General features: G+C 38.3%; 18 protein-coding genes. All 18 read left to right on the top strand.

Annotation, left to right across the window (positions count from 1 at the left end; translation table 11 throughout):
* Positions 1-730, top strand: a 730-nt coding sequence (locus VOI17_RS16030) for a hypothetical protein (RefSeq protein ID WP_323758239.1), incomplete at its 5' end; no start/stop codon positions are given.
* Positions 731-763: 33 nt separating this feature from the next.
* On the top strand, positions 764-1,573 hold the full coding sequence (locus VOI17_RS16025; protein WP_323758238.1) for a glycosyltransferase family 2 protein: 810 nt from the start codon (positions 764-766) through the stop codon (positions 1,571-1,573).
* A gap of 46 nt (positions 1,574-1,619) precedes the next feature.
* A complete protein-coding gene (locus VOI17_RS16020; protein WP_323758237.1) occupies positions 1,620-2,450 on the top strand; it encodes a class I SAM-dependent methyltransferase in 831 nt (276 codons plus the stop codon).
* A gap of 17 nt (positions 2,451-2,467) precedes the next feature.
* Entirely contained in the window at positions 2,468-4,360 is a 1,893-nt protein-coding gene (gene asnB, locus VOI17_RS16015; protein ID WP_323758236.1) for an asparagine synthase (glutamine-hydrolyzing), read from the top strand.
* Positions 4,361-4,374: 14 nt separating this feature from the next.
* Positions 4,375-5,445: a glycosyltransferase family 4 protein gene (locus VOI17_RS16010; RefSeq protein WP_323758235.1), complete on the top strand. Its 1,071-nt coding sequence runs from the start codon at positions 4,375-4,377 to the stop codon at positions 5,443-5,445.
* Positions 5,446-5,449: 4 nt separating this feature from the next.
* Positions 5,450-6,598 carry a glycosyltransferase gene (locus VOI17_RS16005; RefSeq protein WP_323758234.1) on the top strand — a complete coding sequence of 383 codons (1,149 nt, stop codon included), beginning with the start codon at positions 5,450-5,452 and terminating at the stop codon, positions 6,596-6,598.
* 31 nt (positions 6,599-6,629) lie between these two features.
* Complete coding sequence (locus VOI17_RS16000) at positions 6,630-7,388, top strand: FkbM family methyltransferase (protein ID WP_323758233.1); 759 nt, start codon at positions 6,630-6,632, stop codon at positions 7,386-7,388.
* A 113-nt stretch (positions 7,389-7,501) separates the two neighbouring features.
* Positions 7,502-8,251, top strand: coding sequence for an acylneuraminate cytidylyltransferase family protein (locus VOI17_RS15995; RefSeq protein WP_323758232.1), 750 nt, complete (start codon positions 7,502-7,504; stop codon positions 8,249-8,251).
* A complete protein-coding gene (locus VOI17_RS15990) occupies positions 8,241-9,167 on the top strand; it encodes a phosphoglycerate dehydrogenase (RefSeq protein ID WP_323758231.1) in 927 nt (308 codons plus the stop codon). Before VOI17_RS15995 ends, VOI17_RS15990 begins: the two co-directional genes overlap by 11 nt.
* Positions 9,167-10,042 carry an NAD(P)-dependent oxidoreductase gene (locus VOI17_RS15985; protein WP_323758230.1) on the top strand — a complete coding sequence of 292 codons (876 nt, stop codon included), beginning with the start codon at positions 9,167-9,169 and terminating at the stop codon, positions 10,040-10,042. The genes VOI17_RS15990 and VOI17_RS15985 overlap by 1 nt, the downstream gene beginning before the upstream one ends.
* A 45-nt stretch (positions 10,043-10,087) precedes the next feature.
* On the top strand, positions 10,088-10,750 hold the full coding sequence (locus VOI17_RS15980; RefSeq protein WP_323758229.1) for an HAD family hydrolase: 663 nt from the start codon (positions 10,088-10,090) through the stop codon (positions 10,748-10,750).
* Between the two features lie 6 nt (positions 10,751-10,756).
* Positions 10,757-11,866 (top strand): glycosyltransferase, encoded by a 1,110-nt coding sequence (locus tag VOI17_RS15975; RefSeq protein WP_323758228.1) that lies wholly within the window; start codon positions 10,757-10,759, stop codon positions 11,864-11,866.
* Positions 11,863-12,981 carry a hypothetical protein gene (locus VOI17_RS15970; protein ID WP_323758227.1) on the top strand — a complete coding sequence of 373 codons (1,119 nt, stop codon included), beginning with the start codon at positions 11,863-11,865 and terminating at the stop codon, positions 12,979-12,981. Before VOI17_RS15975 ends, VOI17_RS15970 begins: the two co-directional genes overlap by 4 nt.
* The gene (locus tag VOI17_RS15965; RefSeq protein WP_323758226.1) at positions 12,975-14,225 is read left to right on the top strand and encodes a hypothetical protein; all 1,251 of its coding nucleotides are present in this window, start codon (positions 12,975-12,977) and stop codon (positions 14,223-14,225) included. Before VOI17_RS15970 ends, VOI17_RS15965 begins: the two co-directional genes overlap by 7 nt.
* A 62-nt stretch (positions 14,226-14,287) precedes the next feature.
* Positions 14,288-15,406, top strand: coding sequence for a glycosyltransferase family 4 protein (locus VOI17_RS15960; protein WP_323758225.1), 1,119 nt, complete (start codon positions 14,288-14,290; stop codon positions 15,404-15,406).
* Entirely contained in the window at positions 15,396-16,001 is a 606-nt protein-coding gene (locus tag VOI17_RS15955) for a sugar transferase (protein ID WP_323758224.1), read from the top strand. The genes VOI17_RS15960 and VOI17_RS15955 overlap by 11 nt, the downstream gene beginning before the upstream one ends.
* Complete coding sequence (locus VOI17_RS15950) at positions 15,998-16,597, top strand: acetyltransferase (RefSeq protein WP_323758223.1); 600 nt, start codon at positions 15,998-16,000, stop codon at positions 16,595-16,597. Before VOI17_RS15955 ends, VOI17_RS15950 begins: the two co-directional genes overlap by 4 nt.
* Positions 16,590-17,726, top strand: a complete 1,137-nt coding sequence (locus VOI17_RS15945) for a DegT/DnrJ/EryC1/StrS family aminotransferase (RefSeq protein WP_323758222.1) — start codon at positions 16,590-16,592, stop codon at positions 17,724-17,726. The genes VOI17_RS15950 and VOI17_RS15945 overlap by 8 nt, the downstream gene beginning before the upstream one ends.
* The last annotated feature ends 47 nt before the right edge of the window (positions 17,727-17,773 follow it).

Below are 17,773 nucleotides of genomic sequence, written 5' to 3'. Positions count from 1 at the left end.
ACGCTCTTCCGATCTACTGAATAAGGTGCTTATAAAAAGAGATAAAAACATCGCCATTTCTTTTCTAGAATCCAGATCAAAGTATAAATCATATAGACGATATGTTGAATGTGAGGCAGCCTATGATTCTAACAAAAGAAACGTGGTATTCTTCCTTCATTATCAACCCGAAAGGACCACTTTACCCGAAGGAGGTATTTTTAATCAGCAATTTCTTGCGATAAAGCAGCTGAGGCAGATTTTACCGAACGATGTTACTATATATGTGAAGGAGCACCCTTCCACGTATAGAAATTTTTTCAAGTACAAGACACGGACTAAAAAGTTCTATGAGACGATTAGCGCTTTAACCAATGTTAAACTTGTTTCGATGGAGACAAATACTTTTGAGTTAATAGATCATTCGTTATTTGTGGCCACCATTACAGGCACCGTTGCAATTGAAGCGGCATGCAGAGGAAGAGTATCGGTTTATTTTGGTAATTCAGTGTACCAGAACCTTCCAGGTACTATTCATTTTAATGAATTATTAGGAAGTGCTGCATTAATGGAAGAAGTCTTAAATCAAAAGCACGATTTTGAGTTTTCTGAAGTGGAAGAATACTTTCACGAATTGCTTGATTACAGTGCTGGTGACTTAAGTAATGATAAGGATTATTATTCGGGTAAGGATTACTATAATTCAGCGGCCAGTTGCTTAGCGTATTTATTGCTCAATAGACAAAAATAAATATTCATTAATGTCCATTCATATATTTCAAATATGACGGAAAACGAACCGTTTTTTTCAATCGTGACTTCCGTATATAATCGGTCACACAGTATAGTTCGAACTTTAGAATCAATTAGAATTCAACAGAATATTACCTATGAGGTGATCTTGGTTGACGATTGCTCCAGTGATGATAGTGTTGATGTAATACGTAATTATATTTCGGAATATGACCTTCCTTGGCAGTTGGTAACTTCTGATATTAACCGTGGTTACCTTACGGCAGTCAATAAGGGTGTAAATCTCTGTAAGGGAGGGTTTGTAATCCCAATGGATTCGGATGACTATTTCCCGAATGCAGATACTTGCCACGAGATGATGAAAATTATTCTATCTCAGCCAGATCAAGAGCTATTCATGTTTAGGTGTATAACGGAAGGCGGGGATAAATTATCAAACAACCCAGAATTCAATGGAGTGTTGTCCTTTAAGGATTATTTCTCAAGAAAGGTGAGTGGCGAGTACTTGCCAGTGCCAAGTCTGAAATCATTTAGGGAATCACCATTTAATGAAAAATTGAGGCTGGGCTCAGGCTTGACCTGGAGGAAAATCACAGAAAGGGCTGGTTCAGTATTTATAAGCTCATTTGTAGCAAGGGTCTATGATAATACTGGAGAAGATCGGTTGAGTCAACCAGGTAAGGCCTATTTGGAGAATACGCTCAAATATTGCTTAACAGATTTGAGAATGAACCTCTATAATTATCTGAAATACGACATCAGGAGAGGATTTAAACTCTTAAAAAAGATTGTTAGCTTAAAAAAGCAACTGTTGAAGCTAAGCGCCAATAAGGGTAGTTAGGTTAGAATTCATTGTCGTTTTGTGAAAAAAGTAAACAGTAGATTGAATGAGTTTTAGCCAAGAAATAATACAAGGGAAGCGTTTTGAGTTTGGAAAGAACTGGAACTCATTTCTAAAGACATTGGATGATAAGCGAATAGAAGTAGCTATAGATTCATTGAAAGAAATGCTAGAGGTTGAAGATTTGGCTGGGAAGAAATTTCTTGACATTGGTAGCGGAAGTGGACTTTTTTCTTTAGCGGCTAAAAAACTAGGAGCGGAAGTATACTCTTTCGACTTTGATACGGATTCTGTAGGCTGTACAAAATATTTAAGAGATACTTATTTCCCTGAATCCAATTGGATAGTAGAAGAAGGTTCTGTTTTGGATGTTGACTATGTTAAATCTCTAGGACAGTTCGATATTGTATATTCTTGGGGAGTATTGCACCATACTGGACAGATGTATAAGGCGCTTGACAATGCTGCTCTTCCTGTTAAGGATGGAGGTAAACTTTTTATTGCCATTTACAATGATGAAGGAGCTAAATCCAAGGTTTGGAAAAAGTTAAAAAGACTATATGTCAAATCTACAGCAGGAAAGTACTTCACTATCATGTTATATACCCCTTATTACTTACTTAAGAACTTCCTTATGGATATTCTCTATTTAAGAAAGCCCCCATTGGCGAGGTATAGAGATTTTAAGAAGAAGAGAGGGATGTCATGGAAGCATGATTTAGTGGATTGGCTAGGTGGATATCCATTTGAAGTAGCGAGTATTCCTGTGATATTCAATTTTTATAAAAAGAGGGGTTTTATCTTGAATGTAGTTACGGCCAAAAAAGGTAAGGGCTGTAATCAATTTGTTTTCGCAAAAGGGGGACTTAATAAATAGGTATAAAAGCCATTTCTATGTGCGGTATTGCCGGCTTTATAGATTTTTCTCATCACTCTTCAAAAGAGCAGCTAATAGCAATGACGGATACCTTGACACATCGAGGCCCCGATGCTAGTGGCTATGTGTATGCTCAGAACGAAATCTATCAACTGGGCTTCGGGCACAGAAGACTCTCAATTTTAGATTTGAGTGAAAATGGACAGCAACCGATGTACTCAACTGATGGCCAGTATGCCATTGTATACAATGGAGAAGTGTATAATTTTCCTGAAATTCGGTCATGGCTACACGCTAAGGGCTACCGTTTTAAATCAAATTCTGATACAGAGGTGATCCTCTATGCGCTAATTGAAGAAGGAATTAAGGCCATCGATAGGTTTATAGGGATGTTTGCCATTGCTTTTGTGGATAAAGTAAAGCAAGAGCTGTTTCTAATTAGAGACAGGGTAGGTGTTAAACCGCTTTATTATTCTTGGGACAGTAAAACCTTATTGTTTGCGTCTGAAACTAGGGCTTTTCACAATCATCCAAGCTTCAAAAAGAACCTGAACCCACGGTCAATCGCTAGTTACTTGGATTTTGATTATATCAAAGGAGGCGGATCTGTCTTTGAATCTGTCAACTCGGTAAAACCAGGACACTACGTTAAATTAGATTTGACTACGAAGGACATAATAGAATGTGAATATTGGTCTATTGATGACTCTTTTCAAAATGAAAATCAGACGGCTGATCTAACAAAAACCATCGATGATTTGGATGATCTTTTAGTGGATGCATGCAAATTAAGAATGGTTTCAGATGTGCCTGTTGGTGTTTTTCTGAGTGGAGGGCTAGATAGTACAACTGTAGCAGCGATTCTTCAGAAACATCATTCCTCTACCATTTCTACCTTTACAATTGGCTTTGATGAGAAAGAGTTTAATGAGGCAGAAAAGGCGAAAGCCATAGCCAAATATTTAGGTACCGACCATCATGAGTTGTATTGTTCTGAAAATGAGTTGCTTGATATATTTCCTCGACTTCCAGAAATATACGATGAGCCTTTTGCCGATAAATCGGCAATCCCAACTACTCTGGTGAGCGAATTTGCAAGGAAGCACGTTACAGTAGCCCTTTCTGCAGATGGGGGAGATGAGGTGTTTGCAGGCTATAATAAATATTCAAACGTTCTTGATCGTTACGCTCAAATTGCTGGACAAAGTGATTTTTTTAGGTGTGGAAAAAAGGAAACCTATAAATTGCTCCATGAGTTGGCCTCATCTTTATCGGGGTCGCAATCAAAGGTGGCATTAAAGACCTTTTCCGAACTCAAGTACTTAGGGCAGTTTCCAGATGTTGTAGAAATGATGATTTCTAGCACTCATAATTTCGGAAAGAGAGATTTGGAAAAACTGCTATCTACATACAAGGAAATCCATATAAGGAATAATGTCATTCTAAATAGAGACCATTTGACTCAAATCCAAGCTTACGATTTCAAGGATTACCTACCCGATGATATTCTAATCAAGTTGGATAGAGCAGCGATGAGTGTGAGTCTTGAAGGACGTGAGCCTTTGTTGGACCATAGAATTGCGGAATTTGCAGCTAGGTTACCAAGTGATTTCAAAATAAGAGATGGGGTTAAGAAATACATATTAGCCGAAGTAAATGCCAAATATATTCCACGCAACCTTACTGAAGGGCCTAAGAAGGGTTTCGCTATTCCAAAGAAGAAATGGATGCATATGCACTTAAAAGACCATGTAATGACCTATCTAAGTGATGTCAAGGTTAAAGATTCGGGAGTTTTTGATTTGAACTATGTTCGCGGATTAAGAAAGCAATATGAAAGGGGTTATTCGAACAATAGAGTTTGGAACATAATGCTCTTTCAAATGTGGCACGAACGATGGATGAAGTGAACGGATTCAAATAGATGAAAGTCGTAATTATCAATGCTCATTATACGCACACCCTGGGTGGCTCAGAAATCCAGTGTCATCAAATCGCTTATGGGCTAACTGAATGGGGTATTGATTTAGTCTATTTGGCCGTTGGCGGTTACGACAGTGCCATAGATTTGCCATATAAAGTTCTCGCTGTAGAAAAGAATTCAAAATCAATCGTTCAAGCTTGTAAGCAACTTCAAACGGATGTTATTTATTGGCGATTCAATAAGACCTTGCTTGCTTCTGTTATTAAAGAGGTCAAGCCATTTAATATGCAACTGATTTTCTCTGTAAGCCATATTCATGATTTAAAGCCTTTTGCCTACAAACCTATTCCCAACCTGAGTGTTTTTGGTCGGTTGAAAAGAAGGATAGGGCATTTAATTAAAGGGCTTAAGTTTCAAAGTGCCTTTAAGAAAATTGATGGGGTGGTTTGCAATAACGAAGAACATTTGAGTCACATCACTCACGCAAATAAAATTTATATTCCTAACTCTCCTTTTTTAGAGTTTGAAGAATTTTCATGGCCTAGACCTTACGTTGTTTGGGTTGGGAATATCAAGGCCCATAAACACCCGGAGTTATTTATTGATTTAGCGAAATCGTTTGAGCATCAGCGAGTTGATTTTTTAATGGTTGGAGATATCCAACAACAGGCATATGAATACCTAAAAACATCCAAAGAACTACCAGGTAATTTTTATTATCTAGGGCCTAAGCGAATATTTGAAACGAATGGAGTAATCAAATCTTCATTGTTTTTGATACATACCTGTGAACCTGAGGGATTTCCGAATGTGTTTTTGCAAGCTTGGGGTTTTGAAAAGCCTGTAGTTTCGGCTTTTTTCGATCCTGGGTCAATGATTGAAAAATATGATGTAGGTAGAATTTCTAACAACCTTAGCAACCTCTACACCGATGTAGAACAGTTGATTAAAGATCAACAATTACGTAATGAAATTGGCTTACGTGCTCGTGATTTAATTGATAGGGAATTTATTAGAACGAGTAACGTAAAGAAGCTTCTAGGGTTTATAAAGGAAATCCAGCACTCTTAGAATAATGAAAATCACCTACCTATCAGATTCAGCAATACCTTCAAAAAGAGCAAATAGTGTTCATGTAATGCATATGTGCAATGCATTCAGGGAGTTGGGGCATGAAGTTACCCTTTTCGGGCTTAAAGGGGATAATGCCACTTTTGAAGAAACAATGAGTTGGTATGGGGTGTCTAGTTTTGATATTGAGCTTACAGCGCTAAGAATTCCAAAGCTTACACTTTGGTTACACGCGAAAAATATGTTGCGTGCGGTAAAGAAGATACAACCTGATCTGATTTTCGGAAGGTCACTATACGGTTGTTACTTATTGGCTAAGAATGGTTATAAGGTGTGCCTTGAAACGCACGACCCAATAAATACGCTTACCAAGCAACAAGTAAAAATCTTCAACTGGCTTTTGAAATCACCTAATTTGATTGGGCTGGTAGTGATCAGTGAGGCTTTGAAGAAAATTATACTGAGTCAAACAACACTCATAGGTGAAGATCGAATTCTTGTGGCCCATGATGGAGCCACTTTACAAAAATTTAATAATGAAGAGTTAGAATCTTACGCATGGCCGACTCCAGTGAATGGAAGATTGCAAATGGGATATGTCGGTACAATCTCTAAAGGCCGGGGAATTGAATTGATAATTTCTTTGGCTGAGAGGTTTAATGATTTAGATTTTCATATCATCGGAGGAAGAAAAGAAGATCTTTTAGGTATAGGCTTACAAGGGGTCCGAGAATGGAAGAACGTTTTTTTTCATGGCTTTGTGTCTCCTAAAGAAGCGGCATTGGCCAGAAAGAAATGTGATATTCTGTTGGCACCTTATCAAGAGGATGTCACGTTAAGAAGTGGAAAGAATACTGCTAAGTATATGTCTCCATTAAAGGTTTTTGAATATATGGAGGCTGGTAAAGCCATTATAGCTTCTGATTTACCGGTTTTAAGAGAAGTGTTAGTGAATATGGATAATTGTATCTTATGTCATCCATCACAATTAGAAGCATGGGAGAAATCTTTATCCCTTTTAGTTAAAAATGAAAAGCTACGATTAGAGCTTGGGTCGAGAGCTCAAATGCATTTGATCAACAGCTATTCTTGGAATAGAAGGGCGGAACGAGTTCGCTTATTTATGAGGAAAAAAATTATTTCTCTTAGTTAAAGTTGCATTTTCAAATTATAATTATTTCAGCATGAAGTTGTTAATGAGTCTTTACAGGCATGTACTCATTTTCGGGAGATCTGGTTTTCTGGTCTTTTGGAAAGTTAAAAATAAGCGCACAAATGATATTAAAACATCCAAGGTTCGAACTCCAATAAGCTTGAGAAGCGGGACGAGTGATATCCCCTTGTTTTATGAGATTTTCTGGAAAAATGAGTATGATTTTAACCTCCCCTTTGCCCCAGTGAATGTAATTGATGCGGGCGCCAATATAGGCTTAGCGGCACTCTTTTTTGCTAATAAATACCCAAACACCAAAATAATTTCGATTGAGCCAGAGAAATCTAATTTTGATCTGATGCTTATGAATATAAATGATTATCCAAATATAATTCCGCTAAGGAAAGGTCTTTCAAACTTGAGTAATCAAAAAATTGAAGTTTATGAAAGTGATAAAGGTAAATGGGGGTTTACTACAGGATTAGTCTCAGAATCTTTACACCAAGATGATGAGCGAATTATATCGACAATTTCTATTGACGATATAATGGCGATGTATAATCTAGCTTATTTAGATATTGTTAAGATTGATATTGAAGGAGCCGAGAAAGAAGTATTTGAATCGAATTATGAAAATTGGTTGCCCAAGACTCGTTGCCTAGTTATTGAGTTGCATGATAGGTTGCAATTAGGCTGTTCAAAGAATTTCTTCAATGCCATAGGCCGCTATAATTTTAGTTTATCACAGAAGGGGGAGAATTTGATTTTACTAAATCAAGATTTGCTTTAGTAAAAACTCTAATCGTAATTATTTAGATATTAGATAAATTTAGAATTTCACTCAAATATAGTATCTACTGTATTGAATGTAGTTTTGAATTTGAGTAAAAATAACTTCCAACAATGAATGTAGCCATTATCACTGCCCGTGCAGGCAGTAAATCCATCATCAATAAGAATATTTTAGAAGTAAAGGGTAAACCCCTTATCTACTATCCAATTAAGGCATCGTTAGATGCGCTTAAAATTGACAAAGTCTTTGTATCAACTGATGGCGAAGGTATAGCAGCAGCAGCAGAGAAATACGGTGCTACCGTTATCCCTCGTCCAGATGAATTAGGGGGCGACAGTATTAATCATGGCGAGGTCATCAAGCATGCCGTGGAATGGGTTGATCAACGTTATGAAAACCTCGAGAATGTGGTTTTACTGCTGGGAAATACGGTTTATATAGATGGTAGTATCATTGATAAGTGCCTCCAGAAACTTGATGATGAAAAGAGTCTGGATTCCTGCATGACGGTATGGGAAGCGCAGGATGATCACCCACTAAGGGCAATGGAGATTGCTGAAGATGGCCTTTTAAGGCCTTACGGAAATGTAGAGCGGAATGTATCAACAGAGAGGCAATCTTATCAGAAAGCCTATTATTACGACCAAGGGGTCTGGGCTTTTAGGAAATATACAGTGCAAAGTCATGATGGACCGAATCCATGGTGGTGGATGGGTAAGAAATCAGCCCCTATTATTCGTACCTGGGTTACGGGTCGCGATATCCACACTTATTTCGATGTAGGTATTAGCGAATGGTGGCTGGAAGGATTAGATAAAATAAAAGAAGTCCTGAGTAAATCTTCTGAAGATGGCTTATAGAATACTAACGACAACTTCTTCTTTCGGTAAAGTAGATCCAGCTCCTTTGGACTTACTGAAAACAAAGGGTTTTGAGGTAACCGTGAATCCGTATGGCAGAAAACTGTCTGTAGAAGAATCAAAAGAAATACTGAAAGACTATGATGGTTTAATTGCCGGAACAGAATCGCTCAATGAAGAGGTGCTGAATGCTGCAGCGGACTTAAAGTATTTATGTCGATTAGGGGCAGGCATGGATAATGTAGATTTCAGTGCAGCTGAAAGACTTAATATCACTGTTGAAAATACACCAAGCGCCCATGTAGATGGTGTGGCAGAGCTTACCTTAGGAGGTATCCTGTCTTGCCTGAGAAGTATTGCCAATGCCCACACGAATATCACCAATGGTATTTGGGAAAAGCCAATGGGTAGCTTGTTGAAAGGAAAAACTGTTGGTATTATTGGTTTGGGTAGAGTTGGTTGCCGACTTGTTGAGTTACTTGCTCCTTTTAAAGTAAAGGTTTTGGCTTTCGATTTATATGAAAATACTGAGTTTGCTAAAAAACAGAATGTGACCTATGTTGCAATCGATGAATTGATCAGCGCATCAGATATTATCACTATTCATACTCCTTTTTCTCCGGAGGCCAAGCATATGGTCAATACCGAGTTTTTCACCAAAGCGAAGAAGAACCTATGTTTGGTTAACGCATCACGTGGTGGTTTGGTAAATGAGGATGCATTACTTGAATTTTTGAATTCAAATCCCACAGCTTCTGCCTATCTTGATACTTTCGAAGAAGAGCCATATGTAGGCCCTTTGAGTAAAATGAAGAACTGCACGCTCACTCCTCACATTGGTTCTTATGCCAGCGAAGTAAGAATCAATATGGAAATGGAAGCGGCACAAAACGTGATTAAATTCTTTAAAAAATAATGAGCAAAGTTTTAGTAACAGGAGGGTCCGGTTTTTTAGGCAGCCACATTGCCGATGCACTTTCTGATATCGGGCATGAGGTTACTATTTTTGATCAGGTAGAATCACCCTTTTTACGAAAGGATCAGCATTTCATTCATGGTGATGTTCGTGATGCTGAAAAACTTATAAAGCAACTTTCAGGCTTCGATTATGTGTATCATTTAGCTGCTTTGGCTGATTTAAATGCTGCCAAAAATCGTCCTGTGGATACCGTGTCCATAAATATTCAAGGAACAGTAAATATGCTTGAGGCCTGTAGAATAAATAAGGTTAAGCGATTTGTTTTTGGCTCTACGGTATATGTATATAGTCGCGAAGGTAGCTTTTACCGATGTAGCAAGCAGGCTTGCGAAAACTATGTGGAGGAATATTTTAATCAGTTCGGTTTAGAGTATACGATTCTCAGGTATGGTAGCCTTTATGGGCCCAGAGCGGATATGACAAACGGAGTTTACCGTCTACTTAAAAATTTCATGGATCAAGATGAAATGGAACATAGCGGTAAGTCAAATGATAAGCGTGATTACATTCATGTCTATGATGCCGCCAGATTAAGTGCTTCAATTGTAGACCCTCAGTACGTCAATAAAAATTTAGTATTGACAGGTAATGATAAATTAGAGATTGCTGATTTGTATAAAATGTTCAGTGAAATTTTAGGCAAAGAAGTGAAAATAAGATTCTTAGGTGACGAAGGTACTACTAATGGACATTACAATATTACTCCTTACGCTTATACACCTAAAATTGGAAATAAGCTGGTTTCTAATGAATATGTAGATATGGGACAAGGTCTTATTCAAGTTATAGAACAGATTGATTCGACTCACTGATTCTAGTTCTTTAGTTCTCCCGCATTCAAACATTTATTCCTTTCAATGATAATAAAACCAATTTCATACACTGAATTAAGAAATTACAAATGCATGTTCTTCGATTTTGACGGTGTAGTGTTGGAATCAGGTAATATAAAAACCGATGCTTTTGTGGAACTATATGCTCGGACAGGAATTGAAGAACAGGTAAGAGAACATCATTTGGCACATCAAGGCGTAGCGCGTTATGAGAAGTTCAAATGGATTTCTGAAAACATTTTAAAAGAAGAGCATACAGAAGAAATGGGGACCGAGCTTGGTAAACGTTTTTCTGAACTGGCAAAAGCCAAAGTGTTGGCAGCACCGTTTGTTCCTGGCTTTCGTGAAATGATCACCTTCATTCGACAACAAAATATTTATTGTGTAGTGGCTTCTGGCACTCCCCAAGAAGAATTGAGAGACATTGTGATAGATCGAAAATTAAGCCCATTCTTTGACGAAGTTTATGGCAGTCCTCGGAAAAAGGCTGAGATTACGCTAGAAGTATTGCAAAGGAAACAGTTTAAAAAAGAAGATTGTCTATTCTTTGGTGATGCCAGCACCGATCATCAAGCAGCTGAACAAACTGATATCGATTTCTTTGCCAGATTAACTCCCGAACTTTCTGATTATTGGGAAAATGCAACATATAAATATGGAGCACTTGACTTCTCAAAAATGCAATAGTTGATAATGTTGAAACGATTGAAAATTCTTTTTGTCCGACCTGCTTTGGGCTATGGTGGTGCCGACAGAGTAACTGTAAATCTACTTCAAGCTTTTGATAGAGATAAATTTCAATGCGATTTAGCTTTGATGCGTGCAGAAGGTGAGTTTTTAGACCAAATCCCAGAAGATGTCCAGCTTTTCGACCTTAAATCTAAATCGCTTTGGTCGATGTGGAAGCCACTGAAGAAGTTAATTTCTGAAAGTGACTATGATGTGGTGTACTCGACCTGTGGTGGTGCTTCCATGCCTCTGATGCTAGCTGCTTGGCTAGGTCGGTTTAAAGGGGTTACTGTCGTTTCTGAAAGAAACATCCTTTTCCCGCCTAAAAAAAGCAAGGCTAAAAGGCGACTGATGATTTTAATTAAGGCCTTCCTCTATAAAAAGGCAACATGGGTAACTGCTGTTTCACAGGGAGTGGCCATTGAGTGTAGTAATATACTTGGTGTAAAATCAGAACGCATTAAAGTAGTTTATAATCCCATTGTGAACAAGACACTGTTGGAAGGTGCCAGAGATGAGATTAAGCATCCATTCTTTGGTCAATATGATCAAACCGTATTAGCCGTTGGGCGCTTTGAGTGGCAGAAGGATTACGACACTTTATTGAGAGCCTTTAAAAAAGTAGCACAGGTAACTGACAATGTGGGGCTGTTTATTTTAGGGAAGGGTCCGTTAGAAAGTCATTTGCGCACCATGGTTTCAGATATGGAAATGGAAGACAAAGTGTGCTTTGCGGGCTTCGATACTAACCCCTTTAAATATATGGTTGCAGCAGATGTTTATGTACTGAGCTCTCAACATGAAGGAATGCCTGGCACGCTTGTTCAAGCTATGGCTTGTGGGGCAGCGTGTATTGCAACAGATTGCCCAACAGGCCCAAACGAACTAATAATTGATGGCGAAAATGGATATTTGGTGGAGGTGGCGGATGATGCTGCCTTGGCCGAAAAAATATTGAGCTTATTGATTAATAATGATTTGAAATCAAAATTCAGAAATGCCGCTCCGATTGCGGTAGAGCAATATTCTGAAAAGAACGGAGTAGTCTCATATTTCAATTTTCTAGAAAAATGAAGTTGGCCATTCTCATTACTAACCCAAATCATCATTTAGAGCTTACCATTGAAGCAGCTAAGTTGATTAAGGAAAAAGGGCATCATGTTAGATATGTGTCTCTTTGTGAACTAAGAAGAATGACAAGCCCAGAAGACAGCTTCAAAAGTCATAGGCTTGACTATATTAAATTCCAAAATCTATCTAAAAATTTAAAACCTAGCTCAGGTAAGCGTACTTTAGGTAAAAGTGATTCTTTTATAAGGTCCGTGGTAAGAAGGGTCTTTTGGCTTGTAAGGCTTAAACCTTTCATTAAAAAGTCATTATCTGGTTTTGATAAAGTCTTGATGATGAATGACTCAGCTTTCCCTGGAGATAAAATATGCGAATGGCTCAAGCATAAATCAATACCCTTTTACCTTTTGCAAGAAGGAATTAGGTTTCCGTTGCCCAATGAGGCAGAAATTAAATATGGGGCAAACGGTGCAGAAAAAGTGATGGTATGGGGAGAACGCTCTGCTAAACACTTTCGGCCTATTGTATCTACCGCAACAAAAGTGGTGGTTACTGGTTCACCAAAGTTTAATAAGTTTTTGGAAGAAATTCAATCCAACCCGGTAAATAACGTTACCCAAAGGGTTTTAGGAGTATTTACCAATCCTATTGACGATCAAGGTTTTTGTAGCCCCAAGGCTAAACTTGATTTGTTCGAGAGATTTGTTCAACGAGCTGCTTCACAAATAAAAAGCATGAACATACAACTTGGCATTAAATGTCACCCTCGAGAAGATATTCAGGAATATTTAACCATTGCCAAAAAGTATATACCAGCAATTGAATTGTCCAAATCAATTGTAGAAGCAATATTAATGGTGGATGCGGGAGTTATTATGGCTTCTACCGTGGGTTTGGAACTTATGGGGGCAAAGAGAGGGCTAGCTCAATTGGAAATACCAAATCATGGCTATGTATTCGATTACCATGAAAGTTCAGAGGTACTCCAAGTACCACTAGAGGGGGATTTCGATTTATCGGTCCTTTTCGGTGAGCCAATTGAAATTCCTTATTTTTATGAACACATTGCAATAGGGAATGCAGCCAAAAAGATAACTTCCGTTTTAACAGAAGCATGCTAGATATTTTTAAACATACATTAGGAGCAAAAGGCTGGTTAAGAGCATGGGCTATTTATCTGATCGCCTTCCCGTTTTATTTTTTTCCAGCGGGTAGCGCCCAACCCTCAGATATATTCATTGTGGTAATGATTGGTTTGTATGTCGTAGCCCGTAAGTTTAATCTTAGTGGTTCGCTTATGGAGTCTTTCTCTCGATTCATGAGGTTCTGTGTGTACATTACCATTGTAAACTTAGGGGTGTTTATTTCTTTGCTCGGAGAGGCGAATAAGGGGCTGCCATGGTTTGTTTTTAGTGCGTTTTATTTCTACAACTTGTTTGTCATGGGGTTTGCACTGTCTCTATATCGGCAATATGGCAAACGATTTTTATATACTACGGTATATAGCTGCTTAATAGCTGCGGCACTTCAGATTACACTGTCCTTCTTTTTGGAAACGGGAGGAGAGGGTATAAGAGGATCTTTGTTTTTTACAAACCCAAATCAACTAGGGTATTATTCTTTATGTGGTTTGGCCATAGTATTGGTGTTGGAAACCATGATTAAACTGCCAAAACTGATGGTCTATCTTGGTTTCTTTCTCTTTAGCTATTTGGCTTTGATAAGTGTTTCTAAGGCAGCAATAGGGGCAATGGTTATTCTTTTTGGGGTGTATTTATTGGCCAATGGAATACTTTCTACAAGAAATATATTTGCACTAATAGTAGTAGGGGGGCTGGGAGTTTTTGGACTAACAAAGACCGAGTTTGGTGCAAATTTTCAAAAAAATCTAGAAGCGAGAAATCTGAATGAAGCGGATCGGCCAGAGGAAATTACAGAGTGGCAATATAGAGGGTATGATAGAATCTCAAACCATCCAGAATATATGGTTTTTGGAGCAGGAGAAGGGGGCTATAATCGATTCGATACATTTATTGAAGGGCACGAAATGCACTCATCATTTGGAACAATTGTTTTCTGTTATGGCATACCAGGTACTGTCTTATTTGTAATGTTTATCTTCTCTTTACTGAAGAAGCTACCATGGTATTATGTAGTATATTCCTTACCACTGTTTGCCTATGGTGTAACCCATATGGGCTTAAGGTTTACCATCTTTTGGGTTGCATTGATGATGTTCCCCATTATTCGAGTAGAAAGGAGTAAGTTGAAGTTTGTAAAAATGTACTTGATGAAAAAGAGAGAAAAGGAAAGGGTCGAGGCTCTTTTGAACAAGCCTAATCTTTTGAACCATAACATTTCATAAGAACAAGGATGACAAAAGAGAATAACCGACCTCTAAAGTTGTTAAGGCTTACTACTGTTCCTATGTCCCTATCTCTTTTATTGAATGGTCAGTTCGCTTATTTTCAGAGTGTTGGATTCAATGTTGAAGTTGGATCAGCAGCAGGGCCAGAAATAGAGCATATTATTCAAAAAGAAAATGTACTTCATCATCAATTTCCGTTTAGTCGAGAAATATCCCCGCTTAGTGACCTGAAAGCTCTATTTCTTATGATCAGGTTTTTAAGGAACAACAGTTTTGATATCGTTCATACCCATACCCCGAAAGCGGGTTTAATTGGGATGATGGCTGCCTGGTTTTGCAATGTTCCTGTACGAATGCATACAGTAGCTGGGCTACCACTGATGGAAGCAAAAGGTTTTAAAAGAAGAGTTCTGATACTGGTTGAGCGCATTACTTACCGTTGTGCAACAAAGGTTTATCCCAATTCTTTTGCCCAGAGGGAATACATTAGAAAGAATATTTTTTCTAACCGTGAAAAACTAAAGGTCATAGGTAACGGGAGTAGTAATGGGATCAATTGTGATTATTTTCAGTCTTCTTCAGCTTTAATTGAAAAGGCAAAACAGATTAGATCGGAACTCAAAATTCCTTTTGATAAACATGTAGCAATTTTTGTTGGCAGGGTCACAGGAGATAAAGGTATTAATGAGCTTGTCAATGCTTTCAAAACGTTTCAAGACCTACACTTGATTTTGGTAGGGCCGTTAGAATCAGAACTGAGTCCTTTGGAAACGAGCGTACTGAAAGAGATTGAAGGAAATCCAAAAATACATTTGGTTGGCTTTCAATCCGATGTTCGTCCCTATATATTGGCTAGCAGCTTTTTGGTTTTCCCCAGTTATCGTGAAGGATTTCCTAATGCACCTATGCAAGCAGGGGCCATGGGCATACCTTGTATAGTAAGTGATATCAATGGTTGTAATGAAATTATCATTAACGAGGCGAATGGGTTGCTCATACCTCCAAAAAATGTAGAGGCAATAAGGATAGCAATCTTGCGATTGGTAGAAGAACCGACTTTAAGGGATGCCCTAAAACAGAAAGCAAGGGGTATGATCGTTGAACGATATGACCAGAAATTCCTTTGGGAAGCATTGCATATAGAGTATCAGGACCAAATTCGAAGATATGTACATTAAATACTTTAAACGCATCTTCGATTTCTGCGGGGCATTTCTTTTATTATTATTCGCAAGTCCTCTCTTGGTAGTGGTAACTTTGTGGTTGAGTATCGTAAACTCTGGTCGTCCATTTTTTTTCCAACTCAGACCAGGTAAGGACGAGAAGATATTCAAAATCATAAAGTTTAAAACTATGACAGATAAAAAGGGCTCAAATGGTGCTTTACTTCCTGACGATGAACGGTTGACAACAGCTGGTAATTTGGTAAGGAAACTGTCGATCGATGAGTTTCCTCAAATGATAAATGTTTTAATAGGAGATATGTCCCTAATTGGCCCGAGGCCACTTTTAGTCGAATATTTACCTCTTTATTCTGAGGAACAGCAAAGAAGACATAACGTTCGCCCTGGTATTACTGGCTGGGCCCAAGTTAATGGTCGAAATGCTGTAGATTGGAAAAAAAAGTTTGAAATGGATGTATGGTACGTTGATCATGGTTCTTTTTTATTAGACTTGAAAATCTTGTTTTTGACAGTGAAAAAGGTGCTTCTTTCCGAAGGGATTAGCGGAGAAGGAGTAATGACAATGGAAAAGTTTAAAGGTAATTTATGATTCTTATTGGAGCTTCCGGTCACGCAAAAGTCATATTGGATATTCTAGAGCAGAATGGAGTTAAAGTAGAGTGTCTGGTAGATGCTAACCCTAGTCTTACTTCTCTATGTGGATATGCCGTGGAGCATGATTCCACTTTTGATTTTAAAGGAAAGGATGCTATTCTGAGCATTGGCTCAAATAAAAGTAGAGAAAAGCTTAGTAATTTACTGCCATGTACTTTTAAATCTGCCATTCATCCTAAAGCAACTATAGATAAGACGGTGAAGATTGGTGAAGGTACCGTGGTGATGGCAGGGGTAGTGCTTAATCGACACGCTGTAGTAGGCAAACATGTAATAATTAATACATCTGCCTCTGTCGATCATGATAACCTTATAAAAGATTATGTTCATATTAGTCCTAATGCTACCCTTTGCGGAACAGTAACTGTTGGTGAAGGCACACATATTGGGGCTGGTGCTACAATAATTCCTAATATAAGTATTGGTAAATGGGTTGTAATTGGAGCTGGTGCTGTCGTAATTAACGATATTCCAGACTACGCAGTAGCGGTCGGTAATCCGGCTAGAATAATTAAGTATATCAATGAGTAATGAAAGGATATGGCTGTCATCTCCCCACATGGGCGGTAGCGAGCTTAAGTATGTAAAGGAAGCCTTTGACACCAACTGGATTGCTCCATTAGGGCCTAATGTCGACAATTTTGAAAAGGAGTTAGGAGAGTATTTAACTGTGGATCACGTTGCTGCATTGTCCAGTGGTACTGCTGCCATTCATTTGGCATTAATCATTTTAGGTGTTAAGTCGGGGGATGAAGTTATAGCCCAGAGCTTCACTTTTTGCGGCACAACTAACCCGATATTATATTTAGGAGCAACACCCGTTTTGGTTGATAGTGAAAAGGATACCTGGAATCTTGATCCTGTTTTACTCGAAGAAGCTATTCTTGATCGAATAAAAAAAGGGAAAAAGCCAAAAGCAGTCATTATGGTTCACCTCTACGGTATGCCTGCTCGAATGAAAGAACTTTTAGCGATTTGTAATCGCTATGAAGTCCCTTTGATAGAGGATGCCGCAGAGGCATTGGGTTCAGTCATTGACGGCAGACAGGCAGGGAGTTTTGGACATTTTGGTATTCTATCTTTCAATGGAAATAAGATCATTACAACCTCTGGAGGAGGGGCCTTAGTAAGTAATAATAAAGAATGGATTGATAAATCTCGTTTTTTGGCCACTCAAGCTAGGGACGAGGCACCTCACTATGAACACACAGCGCTAGGGTATAATTACAGGATGTCAAATATTTTGGCGGGTGTTGGTCGTGGACAATTAGAAGTACTAGATAATCATGTATTAAAAAGGAGAGAGGTTAACGCGTATTATCGTAAACATTTGAACCTTGAGGGGCTTTGCTTTCAGTCAGAAATGACTAGGTTAGATTTATCTAATTATTGGTTAACTTCAGTCAAAATTGAACCTGAACTACTTGGTGTAAACCGCGAAGAAGTTCGACTTGAATTATGGAAAAGTAATATAGAAACCCGACCTCTTTGGAAGCCCATGCATTTACAACCTTTGTATAAAGATTGCCCATATTATGGGCATGGCGTTAGTGATGAGCTGTTCTTGAAAGGATTGTGCCTACCGTCTGGCTCTAATTTAACTTTAGTAGAATTGGAAAGAGTGGTAATTGGGTTTAATGAAGCTATTAACAGACAGTGAAAAGAAGCATTCGGACATTAAATATTTTACCAAGGTGGATTATAGTA

Origin of the sequence: Roseivirga sp. (assembly GCF_034669765.1) — a bacterium.
Classification (GTDB): Bacteria; Bacteroidota; Bacteroidia; order Cytophagales; family Cyclobacteriaceae; genus Roseivirga.
The sequence above is the reverse complement of the archived record's forward strand: the minus strand, read 5'-3'. Positions and strand labels throughout refer to the sequence as shown.